Origin of the sequence: Rhizobium sp. BK512 (genome assembly GCF_014194915.1) — a bacterium.
Lineage (GTDB): Bacteria > Pseudomonadota > Alphaproteobacteria > Rhizobiales > Rhizobiaceae > Rhizobium.
In genome coordinates, this window is sequence record NZ_JACIAS010000001.1 from 988228 (window position 1) to 1002694 (window position 14467).

A 14467-nucleotide genomic window follows, 5' to 3' on the forward strand; every position below is an offset into this window, starting at 1 on the left:
CCGTCAGATTCGGGCCATAGCCGAAGATATGGCAAAGAGACCAATGCCGGTTGCTGTCGCCACGTTGAGACTGTCCAGCCCTTCAGATTGCGGAATGCGCGCACTGCGGAAACGGGAAAGCACGGCCTCCGGCAGTCCCTCACCCTCGGTGCCGACGACGAGCGCCATGCGATCGGACGCCGGTACCTGCCGGATATCCGTCTCGCCGCGTGGCGACAGCGTCCAGATTGCAAAACCGCGCCCGGCGAGGCTTGAGAGAAGATCAAGCGCATTACCGCCGCGGTGATAGGGCGTGCTGAGGACCGAGCCGACCGAAACGCGCAACGCCTTGCGGTAGAGCGGATCGCAGCAGGTCTCATCAAACAGGATCGCATCCGCTTTGAATGCAGCGGCATTGCGAAACATCGAGCCGGCATTGTCGTGGTTGGAGATGCCGCAGCCGACGAGGACAAGCGCCCGACCAGGCAGCGCGTCGAGAAGGACACTTTCCGCTGCCTGCTCCCGGTGGCCAAGGGCGAGCACGCCGCGATGCATGTTGAAGCCGACGATACCATCAAGAACGTCGCCATCCGCCACATAGACCGGCACGTCATCGGGAAAGCGTTCGAGAATCTCGGACACTCCGTCGAGCCGATTGCGCAGCAGCAGGATCTTCTCGGCCGAAAATCCCCTGCCCGCCGCATGCGCTTCGGCAAGCATGCGCAGCACGACCGTGCCTTCGGCGATGAAGCGGTTCTGCCGGCCAGTCAGGTCGCGTTCGCGAATATCGCGAAATTCCGCAGTCCGCGGATCCTCGGGACTTTCGATCGTGTGCGGTATCGCGGCCATACCGGCCTCAGTTGCCCGACAGCGTGATGTCGGCCACGATGCGGCTCGCCTTGATGTCGAAGACCAGCGCCTTGCGCTTGCCGTTGACATCAGTGCCGTAAAACAGGATCTGCCCGCCCGAAAGCGACGTCTGCTCGATCTTGAAGCCAAGCGGCAGCGAAGCCGTTACCGACACCGGCGCGTCCGAAGGCACGCCCGAAGAGTTCGTCGATGCTGTGGCCTGGGATGGCTCCGTGCGCGTCACCTTGTAGACAACGGCACCGAAGACCGCCATAAGGCTCACGAACATGATGGCGCCCGAGACGATCTGCAGGCGAACCATCTTGCGCCGGACATTTTCCATAGCCGGGTCAAGGGGCTTTTCTTCCTGCTCATCGTCAGCTGGCTCGAATTTCGTCATCTATGGCGTCCCGTTCTAAAAATACGTCGGAGAAGAAGCGTCTTGAGCGACCCCTTTAAACAAGCAGATGACAATAGAAAAGTCCTGACCGCTGACGAGACCGCCGAAGGCCGCCTGGACGCCTGGCTGACAGCACAGGTCGGCGAGGAGTTTTCCCGCAGCCGCATCAAGGCGCTGATCAAGGATGGCCAGGTTCTTTTGAAGGGCGCACCGGTTACCGATCCGCAACGAAAGGTGCGGGCCGGCGACAGCTACGAGATCACCTTGCCGGAGCCCGAAGATCCGGCGCCAAAGGGCGAGAATATCCCGCTCGATATCCTCTATGAGGATGAAGACGTGATCGTCATTTCCAAGCCGGCCGGCCTCGTCGTCCATCCCGGCCCGGGCAACTGGACAGGCACGCTCGTCAACGCGCTGATCCACCATTGCGGCGACACCCTCTCAGGCATCGGCGGCGTGCGGCGCCCCGGCATCGTTCACCGCCTCGACAAGGATACGACCGGCGTCATGGTCGTCGCCAAGAACGATATGGCACATCGCCATCTTTCGCTGCAGTTTGCCGATCACGGCCGCACCATGCCGCTGGAACGCGCCTATCAGGCGATCGTCTGGGGGCGTCCGCGCTCGCTCTCGGGAACGATCGACGCGCCGCTCGGCCGTGCCACCGGCGATCGCACCCGCCGCGCCGTCAAGCGCCCCGAAAACGAGAGCGCCGACGAGGCGATCACCCATTACGAAGTCCTTGAGCGCTTTCATGAAAGCCCGGATGCGAGCGCGCTTGCCTCCCTCGTCGAATGCCACCTGGAAACCGGCCGCACGCACCAGATCCGCGTCCACATGGCACACATCGGCCATCCGTTGCTGGGCGATGCCGTCTACGGCGCCGGCTTCAGGACCAAGGCCAATCTTCTGCCCGACGAGGCCCGCAAGATCGTCAAGGCGTTCGACCGCCAGGCGCTGCATGCCTACATGCTGCAATTCGAGCATCCGCGCACCGGCAAGGTGATGCATTTCGAAGTACCCCTGCCGGATGACATGGTGGAGCTCGCTGACGCCTTGCGCGGATGAGCGATAGTCGCTGTTACTTTTTGGAGCCGGCGCCCAGAACCCGATGCGTGGCATTATCGAGGGCGTGGCTAGTGTCGCGCCCGTCCTGTGCAAGTCCCCTTGCAGTGTTGCCGCAGGATGTAAGAGCAGCGGAAAGCGAAAGCAGCAGTATGGCGGCAAAGGCTGGTCTGACCATCTGGTTCCCCTCATGAAAGCGCCCGGCGCAAGAGTGCCGACGCCACCGGAAAAATGCGGCAGCAGCCAATAAAATCAATGCCTCCGGCTAACTCTGGCCGAGCCCGGATAACGCCCTCGTGAACGCCGGGGCGACCTTGAATCCCTGTTTCGCCATACTTATCTGTACATAGACTTATTGCGGGCTTGGAGAGAGCCGCATGTCCCGGTTTGCCTTTAGCGCGAGGGCGCGTTCCATCGGGAACCGGAATCCATACAAGGAGGGTGCATCATGGCCCGAAATAACTTGCCGTCCATTACCGCCGGCGAAGCCGGTCTCAATCGTTACCTCGACGAAATCCGTAAATTCCCGATGCTGGAGCCGCAGGAAGAGTACATGCTCGCCAAGCGTTACTCAGAACACGGCGATCGCGATGCAGCACACAGGCTCGTCACCAGCCACCTTCGCCTTGTTGCGAAGATCGCCATGGGCTATCGCGGCTACGGCCTGCCGATCGGTGAAGTCGTGTCCGAAGGTAACGTCGGCCTCATGCAGGCCGTCAAGAAGTTCGATCCGGAACGTGGTTTCCGTCTTGCCACCTATGCAATGTGGTGGATCAAGGCCTCGATCCAGGAATATATCCTGCGCTCATGGTCTCTGGTGAAGATGGGTACGACAGCGAACCAGAAGCGTCTGTTCTTCAACCTGCGCCGGCTGAAGGGCCGTATCCAGGCCATCGATGACGGCGACCTGAAGCCGGAGCATGTGACCGAGATCGCGACAAAGCTGAACGTCTCCGAGGAAGAGGTCGTTTCGATGAACCGCCGCCTTTCTGGCGACGCATCGCTGAACGCTCCCATCAAGGCCTCCGAAGGTGATAGCGGCCAGTGGCAGGATTGGCTCGTGGACGACCACGACAGCCAGGAGGACGTGCTGATCGAGCAGGATGAGCTCGATACCCGTCGCCGCATGCTGTCGAAGGCCATGAGCGTGCTGAACGACCGCGAACGCCGCATCTTCGAGGCCCGCCGCCTCGCCGAAGATCCGGTGACGCTGGAAGACCTTTCGGCCGAGTTCGACATCAGCCGCGAGCGCGTCCGCCAGATCGAAGTCCGTGCCTTTGAAAAGGTGCAGGATGCGGTCCGCAAGGAAGCGCTGGAGCGTGCCAAGGCAGTGCGTGTGGTCGAAGCCACCGCATAAGCTGGTTCGTCATTCGAAATCAGAAAGGCGGGTCCTTGCGGCCCGCCTTTTATTTTGCGTGATTTCCGAGGTTCGGGGCGATTGGCCTTACTGGCTTGTCGAGAGGTCTCCGAGCGCCGTCCATTCCTTGATTGCCGTGTTGAACGCATCTCCGCCTGTGGCGCCCTTCTGCATGGTCAAAAGCGCACGGCGGCCGTTGCGATAGGTGATCGGAATGTCGATCCAGTCACGTGTGGCAAGCAGGTCCAGGTTGGCCTTGCGCGCATCCGGATAGTCATTCAGCGCGATCATGTGGAAATCATCGGTGATCTTGGCCGGCACTGCGATCAACGGATCGCCGCGATCCTGCTCCGTACGCTTCATCGAGATGCGCTGAACGCTGTCGATGCTGCCGCCTTCGAAATTCGGCGGAACGGAGAAGACGATCTCGACAAGATGGCTTGCGGGCAGCGACGGGTCGGAATTGCGCTTGAAGGTCACCAGCGCCGAAAGATTGCGCTCCGGCACGGTGACGTTGCCCTGCACGGTCGCTTCCTGGCGGCCATCCTGTCCTGCTTCATGCTGCACGGTCCAGACGACCGACCCCTGGATCGCCGTCGGCGAACTTTCACCGATGCGCTCCTCATAGAGGAACATCTTTTCCGTAGCGCCGATCGGCGTGTTCTGCGCAGCAGGTGCGGCTGCAGGACCATTCGGCGTCAGGTTTTCCGCCGGCGCAGCATCGGACTGGACGCTCGGCGAGCTGGTATCGGCTGCGGCGACGTTCTGCTCGGCAACCGACTTGCCTTCCGCCGTCGGCGTTCCCGGTACTGCTGCCGGACCGTTATCGACTTCGGTACCATCGGCGAGCAGCCGCTGGGTGAACTTGCTATTGGCAGCCGAACCGTCCAGCGAGGCAACCTCCTGGTTGGGTCGCGCTGGCGGTGTTGTAGCACTGTGATCTGGCGACTGGGTCGTGGCCGGCGCGCTGTTTTGCTGCGCCGGAGGTGTCGTCGCCGGCGTTGCCGTATCATCGCGCGCCGCCTGTGACGGTGCGGAACTGACGAGACCGTCGACCATTTCCATCACCGCCTGGCGGTTCATCCAGCCGGCATAAGCGCCGCCGCCAAGGATGCCCAGCGTCACAAGGATGGCCAGGATCGTGCCGATGCCGAAGCGGCGGCGCTTGGGCTCCATGCGGAAGCTCTTGCCCTGCAGCTTGGAAGCGACGATCCGGTCCAGATCCATCGGCGGATTGCTGTCATCGTCATCGGCGGCAGCATTGCGGCGGTCGTAGCCACGCAGCGCACGCGCCTCGCGCCAGTCTTCGCTCGGCGTCGCGGCCGGTGCGGGAGCTGCAGAAGCGGAACCATTGCCGGCATGCACTTCCGCAAAGATATCGACGTCGTCGAAATGCGCGGAAGCTGGTGTCTTCTTGTCCGTGCCTGCCTCGATCGGCGGCAGGTCGTCGAAAGCGGCAGCTTCCCAGGAGAAGTTTTCCTTGGCTGCCGGCATGACGGCCGGCGAACCACCATTTCCGAGCGTCGAGATTTCATCGAAAGCGCGTGCCGAAGCATCGGCGGGAACGGCAGGCGTGGTCTCGGCATAGGAATGGAGCTCTTCGCGCGCCCATTCGGTCTCGGCCTCCTGCGGCAAAGGTGCGGGCGTGTCGGCAGCCGGCTCGGACCACATGCGATCGAAATGCGCTGCTGCATCCACTGCAACCGGTTCTTCGCGCGCGTGCTCGATGAAGTCGCTGGTTTGCGCCTGCGATTGCGGCTCGAAATCGGCCATCGGCTCAACGAGCCGATTGGACGCACGGTCTAGGCCACGCGAAGCCGGCTGATGATCGTCCTCGCGCTGAAGCTCCTCTTCAACCTCATGGGTGGTTTCGGCCACCGGCTCGGCAGCGACCTCTTCAGGCCGGCCTTCCGCTGGATAATATTCTTCCGCCGGCTCATGACGGCTCTCGGGCTCGGCATGAATCTCTGCCTGCTCCGGGGCACGCCATTCTTCTGCAGGCGCTTCTTCCTCATGAGGCGGATGCCATTCAGCATGCTCGGGCACCACCTCCTCGGCGGGAGCGGCCGCCTGAACGACCTCTTCCGGCTCGGCAGGCTGCTCGCTGGCGGTATCTTCTACGCCCTGCGGCTCATCGCTCTCGTAGACAGGTGCCTCGGCAGCGGGAGCTGCCTCTGCGACAGGCTCATGCTCTGGCGCAGGCTCTTCGTGGATTTCGGGTTCCGGAGCGGCTGCAATCGGTTCGTCGATCGGCCCCGCTTCTGAATGTTCACCCTCGACTTCGCGGATTGCGGCCTCGAGCTTTTCAAGCTGGCGCTGCAGCATGGCTTCCGGCGGACGCGGCTTCATGTTCTCGAGCTGCCGCTGCACCGCGCCGCGCGCACGCTCGTAGACCTTCACCCGCATCTCGGGGGTATTTTCAGACAGGCCGTCGACCGCCCGCCGAATAACTGCAATAAAATCCGCCATCAGTACTTTCTCAAGAAGTCCGGCATACTCCCGAACGGTCGCCTTAAGTGACCCGCGACATTAATCCTCAAACGGATCGGTCACAAGTATGGTGTCGTCGCGCTCGGGGCTGGTGGAAAGAAGCGCGACCGGCGCACCGATAAGCTCTTCGACCTGGCGAACATACTTGATCGCCTGCGCCGGCAGATCCGCCCAGCTGCGAGCGCCGACCGTCGATTCCTTCCAGCCTTCCAGCGTGACGTAGATTGGCTCGACACGAGCCTGAGCCGCCTGGCTTGCCGGAAGATGGTCGATCTGTTCGCCGTCGAGCATGTAGCCGACGCATATCTTCAGTTCATCAAGGCCATCGAGCACGTCGAGCTTGGTGAGTGCGATGCCGCTGATGCCGTTGGTGGCGACCGACTGGCGCACGAGTGCAGCGTCGAACCAGCCGCAACGGCGCTTGCGGCCCGTCACCGTGCCGAATTCATGGCCCTTCTCGCCGAGGAACTGACCGATCTCGTCCGTCAATTCGGTCGGGAACGGGCCTTCGCCGACGCGCGTCGTATAGGCCTTGGTGATGCCGAGGATATAGCCGAGCGAACCCGGTCCCATGCCTGAGCCGGCAGCGGCCTGACCGGCCACCGTGTTCGACGATGTCACGAAGGGATAGGTGCCGTGATCGATATCGAGCAGGCTGCCTTGCGCCCCTTCGAAGAGGATACGGGCACCCTTGCGGCGCTCTTTGTCGAGGAACAGCCAGACCGTATCCCGGAAAGGCAGCACGCGGTCGGCGATCGAGGTCAGTTCGTCCATGATCGTCTGATGGCTGACCTCGGCAACGCCGAGACCACGGCGAAGTGCGTTGTGGTGCGTCAGAATGCGATCGACCTTGCCAGGCAAGGCTTCGAGGTCCGCAAGATCCATGACGCGGATGGCGCGGCGGCCGACCTTGTCTTCATAGGCCGGGCCGATGCCGCGGCGGGTCGTGCCGATCTTGGTGCCGCTGTTGGAGGCGGCATCTTCGCGATAGGCATCGAGCTCGCGGTGCAGGGAAAGGATGAGGGTGGCATTGTCGGCGATGCGCAGGTTCTCGGGCGTAACCTTTACCCCCTGCGCTTCCAGCCGGCCGATCTCGGCGATCAGGGCATGCGGATCGACGACGACACCATTGCCGATGACGGCCATCTTGCCGGGGCGCACGACGCCGGAGGGCAGCAGCGAGAGCTTGTAGCTCGTGCCGTCGATTACGAGCGTATGTCCGGCATTATGTCCGCCCTGATAGCGCACAACGATGTCAGCACGTTCCGAAAGCCAATCGACAATCTTGCCCTTGCCTTCGTCACCCCACTGCGAACCGACCACGACTACGTTCGTCATCAAACTCTTCCTGTTACCGGCGGAGAACCGCACACCTGCTCAAACCCGCGCATCTATAAAGCTTTGTTTTTGGGAAAGCGACCCTGTTATCACCGCAGATTCGGCTTTTTACGTGACAAATCAGCCGCCGGCAGGCTAAGCCCGCTCACAAAAGCCCGCCAGCGACGACAAAGACGGAAAGAGCACCCTTGCAAGCAACAGCCTATATCTGCCTCGTCATTGCAACTCTCTGCTGGGGCGGCAATGCGGTCGCGGGCAAGCTGGCGCTTGGCCACGTCAGTCCGATGATGCTGACCTTCCTGCGCTGGTTCCTTGCTGTCGTGCTGATCGCCGCCATTTCACTGCCGCAGTTGCGGAAGGACTGGCCGGTGGTGCGCAAGAACCTGCCTCTCCTCTTCTTCTACGGCGTGATCGGCTACACGACCTTCAATGCCATGCTCTATTCGGCCGTGCAGTACACGACGGCAATCAACGTTGCGATCGAGCAGGCCGGCATTCCCATGCTGATCTTCCTGTTGAATTTCGTCTTTTTCCGCACCGGCGTTTCGCTGGCACAGGTTGTTGGCTTCGGCATGACGCTTATCGGCGTGGCGCTGACGGCAGCACATGGCAATCTCGAAACTCTGCTGCAGCTTAGTCTGAACCGCGGCGATGGCTTGATGCTGATCGCCGTCGCCGCCTATGCCGTCTATACGATTTTCCTGAGATGGAAGCCTGTCGTTGACTGGCGCACACTGATGGCGGTCCCGGCTCTCGGCGCAGCGCTGACCGCATTGCCTCTCCTTTTGTGGGAGACTTCGCGCGGCACCGTCCAGTGGCCTGACGGTGAGGGCTGGGCGATCGCCGTCTACACGGCAATCTTCGCCTCGCTGCTCGCGCAGATACTTTATATCAGGGGTGTCGAGGAAATAGGCGCCAATCGCGCCGGCCTGTTCATCAATCTGGTCCCGGTTTTCGGCACGCTGCTCTCCGTCGCCCTGCTCGGCGAAATGCTGCAGCTTTTCCACATGATTGCGCTGGTACTGACGCTCGGCGGCATCGCCATCGCCGAAAAGGGCCGCCCGAAAACGGCCGCGCCCACCGTACCGGCTTCGCCGGTCGACTAACCGAGCTCCAGCGTCGTCACACCATAGACATTCTTCAGCTGGATTCCCGGCGCCGGGCCGCGATACATGCGCGCGGTTTCCATGACGGGTTCGAGCCCTACGCTTTCGGCAAGCGCAATCGCCTCGGAATTGACGGCGGGTATATCGATATAGATCGACGCACCATGTGCCTGGGGAATGAGGCCTGCCAGAAGGGCGGCGGCGCTATCCGTATCATTGGCAAAAAGCGGACCGATCTTGTAGCCCTCGTAACAGCGGCGGATCGTGCCGTAACCGCGGATCTTGCCGCTCTTGCGCACGACGACCGAGCCGCGTCCCTTTCGCGCCGTGCACCAGGCGGCAAGGAAAGCCGCACGGGGCTGCGGGAAAATGCCGCTGTCGTAGCGTAGCAGGCCTTCGAGCCGTGCATCCGGTACCGGCTGCGCGACGAGCGACGAATCCGGCACCGATGTCGGCACGCCGCCATAACGAATCGTGTTGTAGGCGACCTCGAAACCGGCCTTGCGATAAGCTGCCTGCTGGGCCGCAACGCCATCGAGGCCAATCGTACGGTCTTCGGCCGAAGCGATGCCGGCGTTCCAGATCGCCTTGCCGAAGCCCCGGCCGCGGAAATCGGGATGCACGATGTAGAGACCGAGGAAGGCGAAATTGTCGCCATATTTGACGACCGAGATGGAGCCGACCGGCACCTCACCGATGGCGCCCACGAAAAATCCGGAGGGATCAGCCTCGTGGAATGCGATCGCATCGTCGAGGCCGGGATTCCAGCCCTCCTGACGTGCCCATTCCAGCGCAAGCTCCAGTTCGCCGGGCCGCATGGAACGAACGGCAAATTCCGAATTCATGCAACCTTCCCAGATTGAAACCCGCAAGTCCATTCAGTCATGCGCCAAGCAACCGTCAAGTCGATTGTCCCTGCGCTCAGACCGGTCATGATGAACTCACGTTCACGGCTTGAACGATGCGTGTCGTCGTTTTGAAATGCAATGCAAAAGAACTTCGATCTCGCCTTACCATGAAACAATGTAATTGCAATCTCAAGAAAATTACTACACCCGCAGGATCCTTCCGGCGGGTGCAGACCAAATGACGCCAGGATCCGGTTTTCAGGCCTTAGCGCAGAAACGGACCCAGCGCTTCGGCAGTGCCGATGGTCTGGGCAGCGTGGCTGAGAACGCTGTCGAAAACGAAGCCGACGACGATGGTCAGCTGCTGCGAATAGGCCTTGAGCTGATAGCCCTCGCCTTCGACCTGTGCCGGAGCGCTCAGGGCAAAAGGCATGTTCGGGCGGACGAAACCGGCACTCGTCGTCAACGGCTCCTCCGGCAGGTGGCCGATGGCCGAAGTGTACATCAGATCACGGCCGAAACCGCCCGGGCCAAAGGCGAAAGCCGGCTGGCCTGCAGCCGATATCGTGATTGCGAGCGTTGCGGCAAGAAGAAGTCTGCTCATCTCAAGTCCCCGTTTCCAGCCGGCCGGCAATTTCTGCCTGGCCGCAGCGCCGGTCGCATCTGTCCATGCCCGGCCGCTTTCATGAGGATCACTCTACATGCCAGTATTTGCAGGCTTTTTAAGCAGATCCGTACAATTTTATTGAAACGCGACTTTTTAGACTGTGCCTGTTCGGGCAGGAAACAATCTTTACCATACGCCTTGACGGTATCTTCGCATCCTTACTTTTAAGGTGCCTCAAAACGAAACAGGGGCAAAAACGATGCACGAAGTTCCAGTCAAATCCAGGATTATCCAGAACGTCTATTTCAGCCAGGAAGACGGGCGACTGCGCATCTGCTTCCGCAACGGCGAAGAGCGTCTCTTCGAAGGCGTGCCGGCCGCCGACGTGAGCACGATGGTGAAGGCGCCTTCGCCGGGCCAGTATTATATTGACCGGATCAGAACGCGGTATCGCCGTATCGCGGCCTGACAGGATTCGATCGCATCACCGGAGCGGGCTTCAATCGATTGTGTCACGCTCCGGTCGAGATCGATTGCCACATCAGCGCGAGCCTTATAAATGATGACTTCCATTGTCCGAGGTCTCGCGAACTGACGATGCCATCGTCCGATCAGAACATGAAACTGGCGCCGCAGCCGAAAAAGGGCCGCGCCGTCATGTGGCTGCTGATTGTTCTATCCCTTTCCATTGTTGGCGCAACGGTGCTGCTGTCGAACAACATGCGGCACCTGAAGTCGCTGGCCCACTCCTTCGGCATAGAGCTTTTCCCGCCCGCGCCACCTCCGCCTCCCCCGCCGCCCAAGGTCTTCCGCCGTACCGAACCGGTCAGCATCAAGATCGCACCGCGCATGTTCGATCTGCCACAGCCGGCACTTGCGAGTGTTTTCCTGCGCACCTGGCGGATTTCCGGCCCGGCCATGTGCGAAGCGCTGCGCTCGGCCGGTATCGAAACCAGCGAATGGAAGGAAACAGCTTTCAATTCCGATACGTTCGAATGCTCCCACGAACAGATTTTCAAGAAAGATAAGGATCACATCGTCAGCTCGCTTTTTCTTGTCGTTCGGGGCAACGGCAACGGTGCGATATCGAGCATGCGCGTGAAACTGGTCGGCCCGGCGACCAACAGCGACGGGCAGCTCGATGCGGGAACGATGCGCATCTTCGAAACCATGCTGACGCAGCCGGCCTGGCTCGATTTTCATGATACGCTGGCGGCAATCCGCAATCTCAAGGATGTGAAGGAGGAAGGCTTCGGCGCGCTCATCAACTTCACCCAGGAATTTTCGCGGCCAGGCGCCTTCAACTTCACGCTCCTGCTTCAGGAGACCTCCCCCCAACAGCGCCGCACGAAGGATTACTTCTCCCCCAAGACCTGGCTGCCCGCGCCCGATCCCTCATGGCAGGTGCCGGAACTCATTTTCTGGCGACGCGCGTAATCACCTTACGCTGGCAACGAGGTGCGACCGGGGCGTGTCATTGAGCAGACCGGCGAGATCCTGGCCGTCCCGTCGGCAACTCACCATGAACAGTTTCAACGCCAGCGCCTTGCGGCTGCATTCGATGAAGCTGCGGCGCAAGGCAGTCCGCAGCAGGCCCGCCGCGTTCTGGCCGCAGGCAAGGCGTCGACCCTGCAGATCTGCACATAGCGCCCGCGGAGCGACCCGCGTGACGCCGGCAATGACGAAAGTATCGCCCTTCAAGGAGAAGGTTGCATTGTCGATGACCTTCAGGGACGGACCGGCAGAAAACTTGAATGGATAGCGATCGGGCTCGCGTTCATAGGGCTGATGGCTCGGGTCGATATGAACCGGCACGGAAGTCCAGATCGCTCCACTTTCCGCATCCATCCGCGGCGTCGCATCGACAGGAGAAGCAACCAGATGGGAGGAGAAAGCCATTGCGCCGACAACGGCCGCGAGCACACCGCAGACACGGCCGAAAAGAATGAGCAGCTCTGCAATCACCCGCAACGAAATCACCATGGTTGAAGCTGGATGGAACGTTTTTGAACGCGCGTTGGCGGATGATTGTTCCGTTGTGGGGCGTGCTTCATTTTCATAGCGATCGCGCCCTAATTTGGCGCGTCAAACTTCAGACGCATTTAACTCAAAATAGGTGCGGCTCAGCTCTTTCGATCCTTGACTTGAATCGACCAGAGATTAGCTTTGACGCTGTCTTGAACCGCTCGTCGGATCCAGCAGCCACCTCTCTCGCGCGAAATACATCGGGGAGTACCGCATGGAAACTAGACTGCAGTCCAAACTCATTGAGGCAATCGATTACAAGCGCGAGACTCGACACCTCACGCTCTACCTGACCAACGGCCAACGCCGCCATTACGAAGATGTCCCCGAAGGCATCGTCGTCGGACTGACAGCAGCAGCTTCTCCTGGCGACTTCTACATGAGCCAGATCCGGGGCCGCTTCCGCACCACCTGAAAAATACGGCACGCACCCAAGGCGTGCCGTGTCGGCGTCCCCGGAAGCAAACTGAAGAGCCCGCCAACCGGACCGTTCGAACCGAAATCGGCCTTATCTTGCATTCATCGACTGAGTTTCAGAGCCCGATTTCAGCGGGCCACGCTTCGCGATTTGCCGTCGTGGCCGGTTGACGCAAGAAGGCGCCCCGTATCGGCGGCGCTGGAAGGGTAGCCGAGCGCAAAACCCTGCAAACTGTCGCAGCCGAGCCATGACAGCGTTACGGCATGGGCCTCGGTCTCCACGCCTTCGGCAATCACTTCCACATCGAGAGCCTTGGCGATCTCGACGATCGATCCGATCACCCGCCTCTGCTCGGCCGATTCCACCACATCGGTCACGAGCTGGCGATCGATCTTCAGCCGCTTCGGCTTCAGCCGCACGAGACCGATGAGCGAGGCATGGCCGGAGCCGAAGTCATCGATCTCGATATCGATACCCATCTCCTTGATGAGGTCGATATTGGCGAGGAATTTCTCATCGCAATCGTCAAGGAAGATCGTCTCCACCAGTTCGAAGACAATGGCGCCGGGCGGAATGGCCAGCCGGCGCAGCTTCTCCAGCAGGGCAGGATCGGCAAGACGTCCGGGTGAGATGTTCACCGCGATGCGCGGCACATGGTAGCTCATGGCCTGCCAGGCGGCGCGATCTTCAAGCGCGCGCTGCAGGACCGCGGCATCGATATCAGCCGAAAGCCCGTACTCGTCCGCAATGCGCAGGAAGACGCCCGGCGCAAGCACGCCCTTTTCCGGATGATCCCAGCGCGCCAGCGCCTCCAGCCCGGTGATCTCGCGGGTGCGCGCATCGAGCTGGACCTGATAGTAAGGAATGACCTCTCCCTTTTCCAGGGCTTGGGCAAGCCCCTCAGCAAGGCGGCGCTTGCCGCGCAGGTCGTCCTGAAGCTGCCGGCTGAAGAATTCGATGCGATTGCGACCGAGCTTTTTTGCCTGGTAGAGCGCCAGATCGGACTCGGCAAGCAGGTTGCGCGCCCGCCTGTCGCTGCTCCACGACACGCCGATCGATGCACCGGACTGCAGCATTTCCTTCCCGAAGCGAATTTTCTTCCGCAACCGCCGCTGCACATCCTCGACTATCGCCGTGAGCTCCTCTAGCCCTGCGAAATTCATCAGGACAATAACGAATTCGTCTCCGCCGACGCGCGCAGCCATGCCGTTGCCGGGAATGGCGGCAGCAATTCTGAGCGATGCCGATCGCAACACTGCGTCACCCGCCGTGTGGCCGTGGCTGTCATTGATCTGTTTGAACTGGTCGAGATCAAGATGCAGGACGGCAAGCGTGGATATGCTCTTGTCACCGGGCAATTCGGCAAGTCGCTTGTCCAGCAGCCGTCGGTTCGGCATTCCCGTCAGGTAGTCATGATCGGCGACGTGCTCGATGCGGGCATTGCTTTCCTCGAGCGCCAGCGCTCGCGCTTCGGCCACCATCTTCTGCTTGCCGAGTTCGGCATTGAGCAGAACGTCGGCCGTTACGTCCCATTCGGCACCGATGAAGGATGGCATGCCTTCCTCATCGACGTAGAAATGTGCACGCGATCTGATGTGCCTGATCTCGCCACTCGGCAGAATGATACGAAACTGAGAATTGTAGGCACCGCGAGTAGCAATCGCTTTTTCGAAATCCCGCTCGGCCCGTTCCCTGTCGTCAGGATGTATGGCGTTCGCCCAGATAAGGGTCGGCGCTTCTCGATCTGTCTGACCGGTGCCGTAGAGACGATGCATCTGTGCATCCCAGAGAATAGCATCCTTGTTGATGCTGTGTTCCCACACACCAATTTGCGAAGCATCAAGCGCCAGCTCCAGTCGCCGAAGAAGATCCTGGAACTCTCGCTCTGATCGCGTTGGTTTATTCTCGGGCAATTGGTTTCAGCCTTCGAAGCCTGCACAAACTTATAATATAGTCCCAAGCCCCCATTAATGAAGCCTTTTCGT

14 protein-coding genes and 1 pseudogene are annotated in these 14467 nt (G+C 60.8%); 6 read left to right on the forward strand and 9 right to left on the reverse strand.

All coding sequences use genetic code 11. The features are described from left to right. Positions 1 to 3: 3 nt before the first annotated feature. Positions 4 to 828 carry a TrmH family RNA methyltransferase gene (locus tag FHX06_RS05025; RefSeq protein WP_183878251.1) on the reverse strand — a complete coding sequence of 275 codons (825 nt, stop codon included), beginning with the start codon at positions 826 to 828 and terminating at the stop codon, positions 4 to 6. Between the two features lie 7 nt (positions 829 to 835). After that, positions 836 to 1228 carry a hypothetical protein gene (locus FHX06_RS05030; protein WP_112971187.1) on the reverse strand — a complete coding sequence of 131 codons (393 nt, stop codon included), beginning with the start codon at positions 1226 to 1228 and terminating at the stop codon, positions 836 to 838. A gap of 42 nt (positions 1229 to 1270) precedes the next feature. Between FHX06_RS05030 and FHX06_RS05035 the strand changes: the two genes are divergently transcribed. Then, complete coding sequence (locus FHX06_RS05035) at positions 1271 to 2296, forward strand: RluA family pseudouridine synthase (RefSeq protein ID WP_183878253.1); 1026 nt, start codon at positions 1271 to 1273, stop codon at positions 2294 to 2296. A 13-nt stretch (positions 2297 to 2309) separates the two neighbouring features. On the opposite strand, the gene FHX06_RS35530 is transcribed toward FHX06_RS05035, so the two are convergent. Further along, positions 2310 to 2471: an entericidin gene (locus tag FHX06_RS35530; RefSeq protein ID WP_246715473.1), complete on the reverse strand. Its 162-nt coding sequence runs from the start codon at positions 2469 to 2471 to the stop codon at positions 2310 to 2312. Between the two features lie 270 nt (positions 2472 to 2741). Here FHX06_RS35530 and rpoH point away from each other — a divergent pair, with 270 nt between their 5' ends. Next, on the forward strand, positions 2742 to 3650 hold the full coding sequence (rpoH, locus tag FHX06_RS05040) for an RNA polymerase sigma factor RpoH (RefSeq protein ID WP_037104500.1): 909 nt from the start codon (positions 2742 to 2744) through the stop codon (positions 3648 to 3650). An 87-nt stretch (positions 3651 to 3737) separates the two neighbouring features. Here the strand turns inward: rpoH and FHX06_RS05045 are convergent, their stop codons facing one another. Next, on the reverse strand, positions 3738 to 6119 hold the full coding sequence (locus FHX06_RS05045; RefSeq protein ID WP_183878255.1) for a hypothetical protein: 2382 nt from the start codon (positions 6117 to 6119) through the stop codon (positions 3738 to 3740). Between the two features lie 60 nt (positions 6120 to 6179). Beyond that, on the reverse strand, positions 6180 to 7478 hold the full coding sequence (locus FHX06_RS05050; protein WP_113116677.1) for an adenylosuccinate synthase: 1299 nt from the start codon (positions 7476 to 7478) through the stop codon (positions 6180 to 6182). 188 nt (positions 7479 to 7666) lie between these two features. Between FHX06_RS05050 and FHX06_RS05055 the strand changes: the two genes are divergently transcribed. Next, entirely contained in the window at positions 7667 to 8584 is a 918-nt protein-coding gene (locus FHX06_RS05055; protein WP_113208275.1) for a DMT family transporter, read from the forward strand. Here the strand turns inward: FHX06_RS05055 and FHX06_RS05060 are convergent. Continuing rightward, the gene (locus FHX06_RS05060; protein ID WP_112971191.1) at positions 8581 to 9429 is read right to left on the reverse strand and encodes a GNAT family N-acetyltransferase; all 849 of its coding nucleotides are present in this window, start codon (positions 9427 to 9429) and stop codon (positions 8581 to 8583) included. The two genes, FHX06_RS05055 and FHX06_RS05060, sit on opposite strands and share 4 nt — an antisense overlap. Positions 9430 to 9697: 268 nt before the next feature. Beyond that, the gene (locus FHX06_RS05065; protein WP_112543971.1) at positions 9698 to 10036 is read right to left on the reverse strand and encodes a hypothetical protein; all 339 of its coding nucleotides are present in this window, start codon (positions 10034 to 10036) and stop codon (positions 9698 to 9700) included. A 262-nt stretch (positions 10037 to 10298) separates the two neighbouring features. Between FHX06_RS05065 and FHX06_RS05070 the strand changes: the two genes are divergently transcribed. Both FHX06_RS05070 and FHX06_RS05075 read left to right on the forward strand, forming a co-directional pair. Next, positions 10299 to 10508, forward strand: coding sequence for a KTSC domain-containing protein (locus FHX06_RS05070; protein WP_007815154.1), 210 nt, complete (start codon positions 10299 to 10301; stop codon positions 10506 to 10508). A 128-nt stretch (positions 10509 to 10636) separates the two neighbouring features. Next, positions 10637 to 11476 carry a DUF6030 family protein gene (locus tag FHX06_RS05075; protein WP_183878257.1) on the forward strand — a complete coding sequence of 280 codons (840 nt, stop codon included), beginning with the start codon at positions 10637 to 10639 and terminating at the stop codon, positions 11474 to 11476. On the opposite strand, the gene FHX06_RS05080 is transcribed toward FHX06_RS05075, so the two are convergent. Beyond that, complete coding sequence (locus FHX06_RS05080) at positions 11477 to 12010, reverse strand: hypothetical protein (protein WP_183878258.1); 534 nt, start codon at positions 12008 to 12010, stop codon at positions 11477 to 11479. 268 nt (positions 12011 to 12278) lie between these two features. Between FHX06_RS05080 and FHX06_RS05085 the strand changes: the two genes are divergently transcribed. Next, entirely contained in the window at positions 12279 to 12479 is a 201-nt protein-coding gene (locus FHX06_RS05085) for a KTSC domain-containing protein (RefSeq protein WP_051942244.1), read from the forward strand. 131 nt (positions 12480 to 12610) lie between these two features. On the opposite strand, the pseudogene FHX06_RS05090 reads toward FHX06_RS05085, so the two are convergent. Beyond that, positions 12611 to 14421: pseudogene (locus FHX06_RS05090) on the reverse strand (putative bifunctional diguanylate cyclase/phosphodiesterase). Between the last annotated feature and the right edge of the window lie 46 nt (positions 14422 to 14467).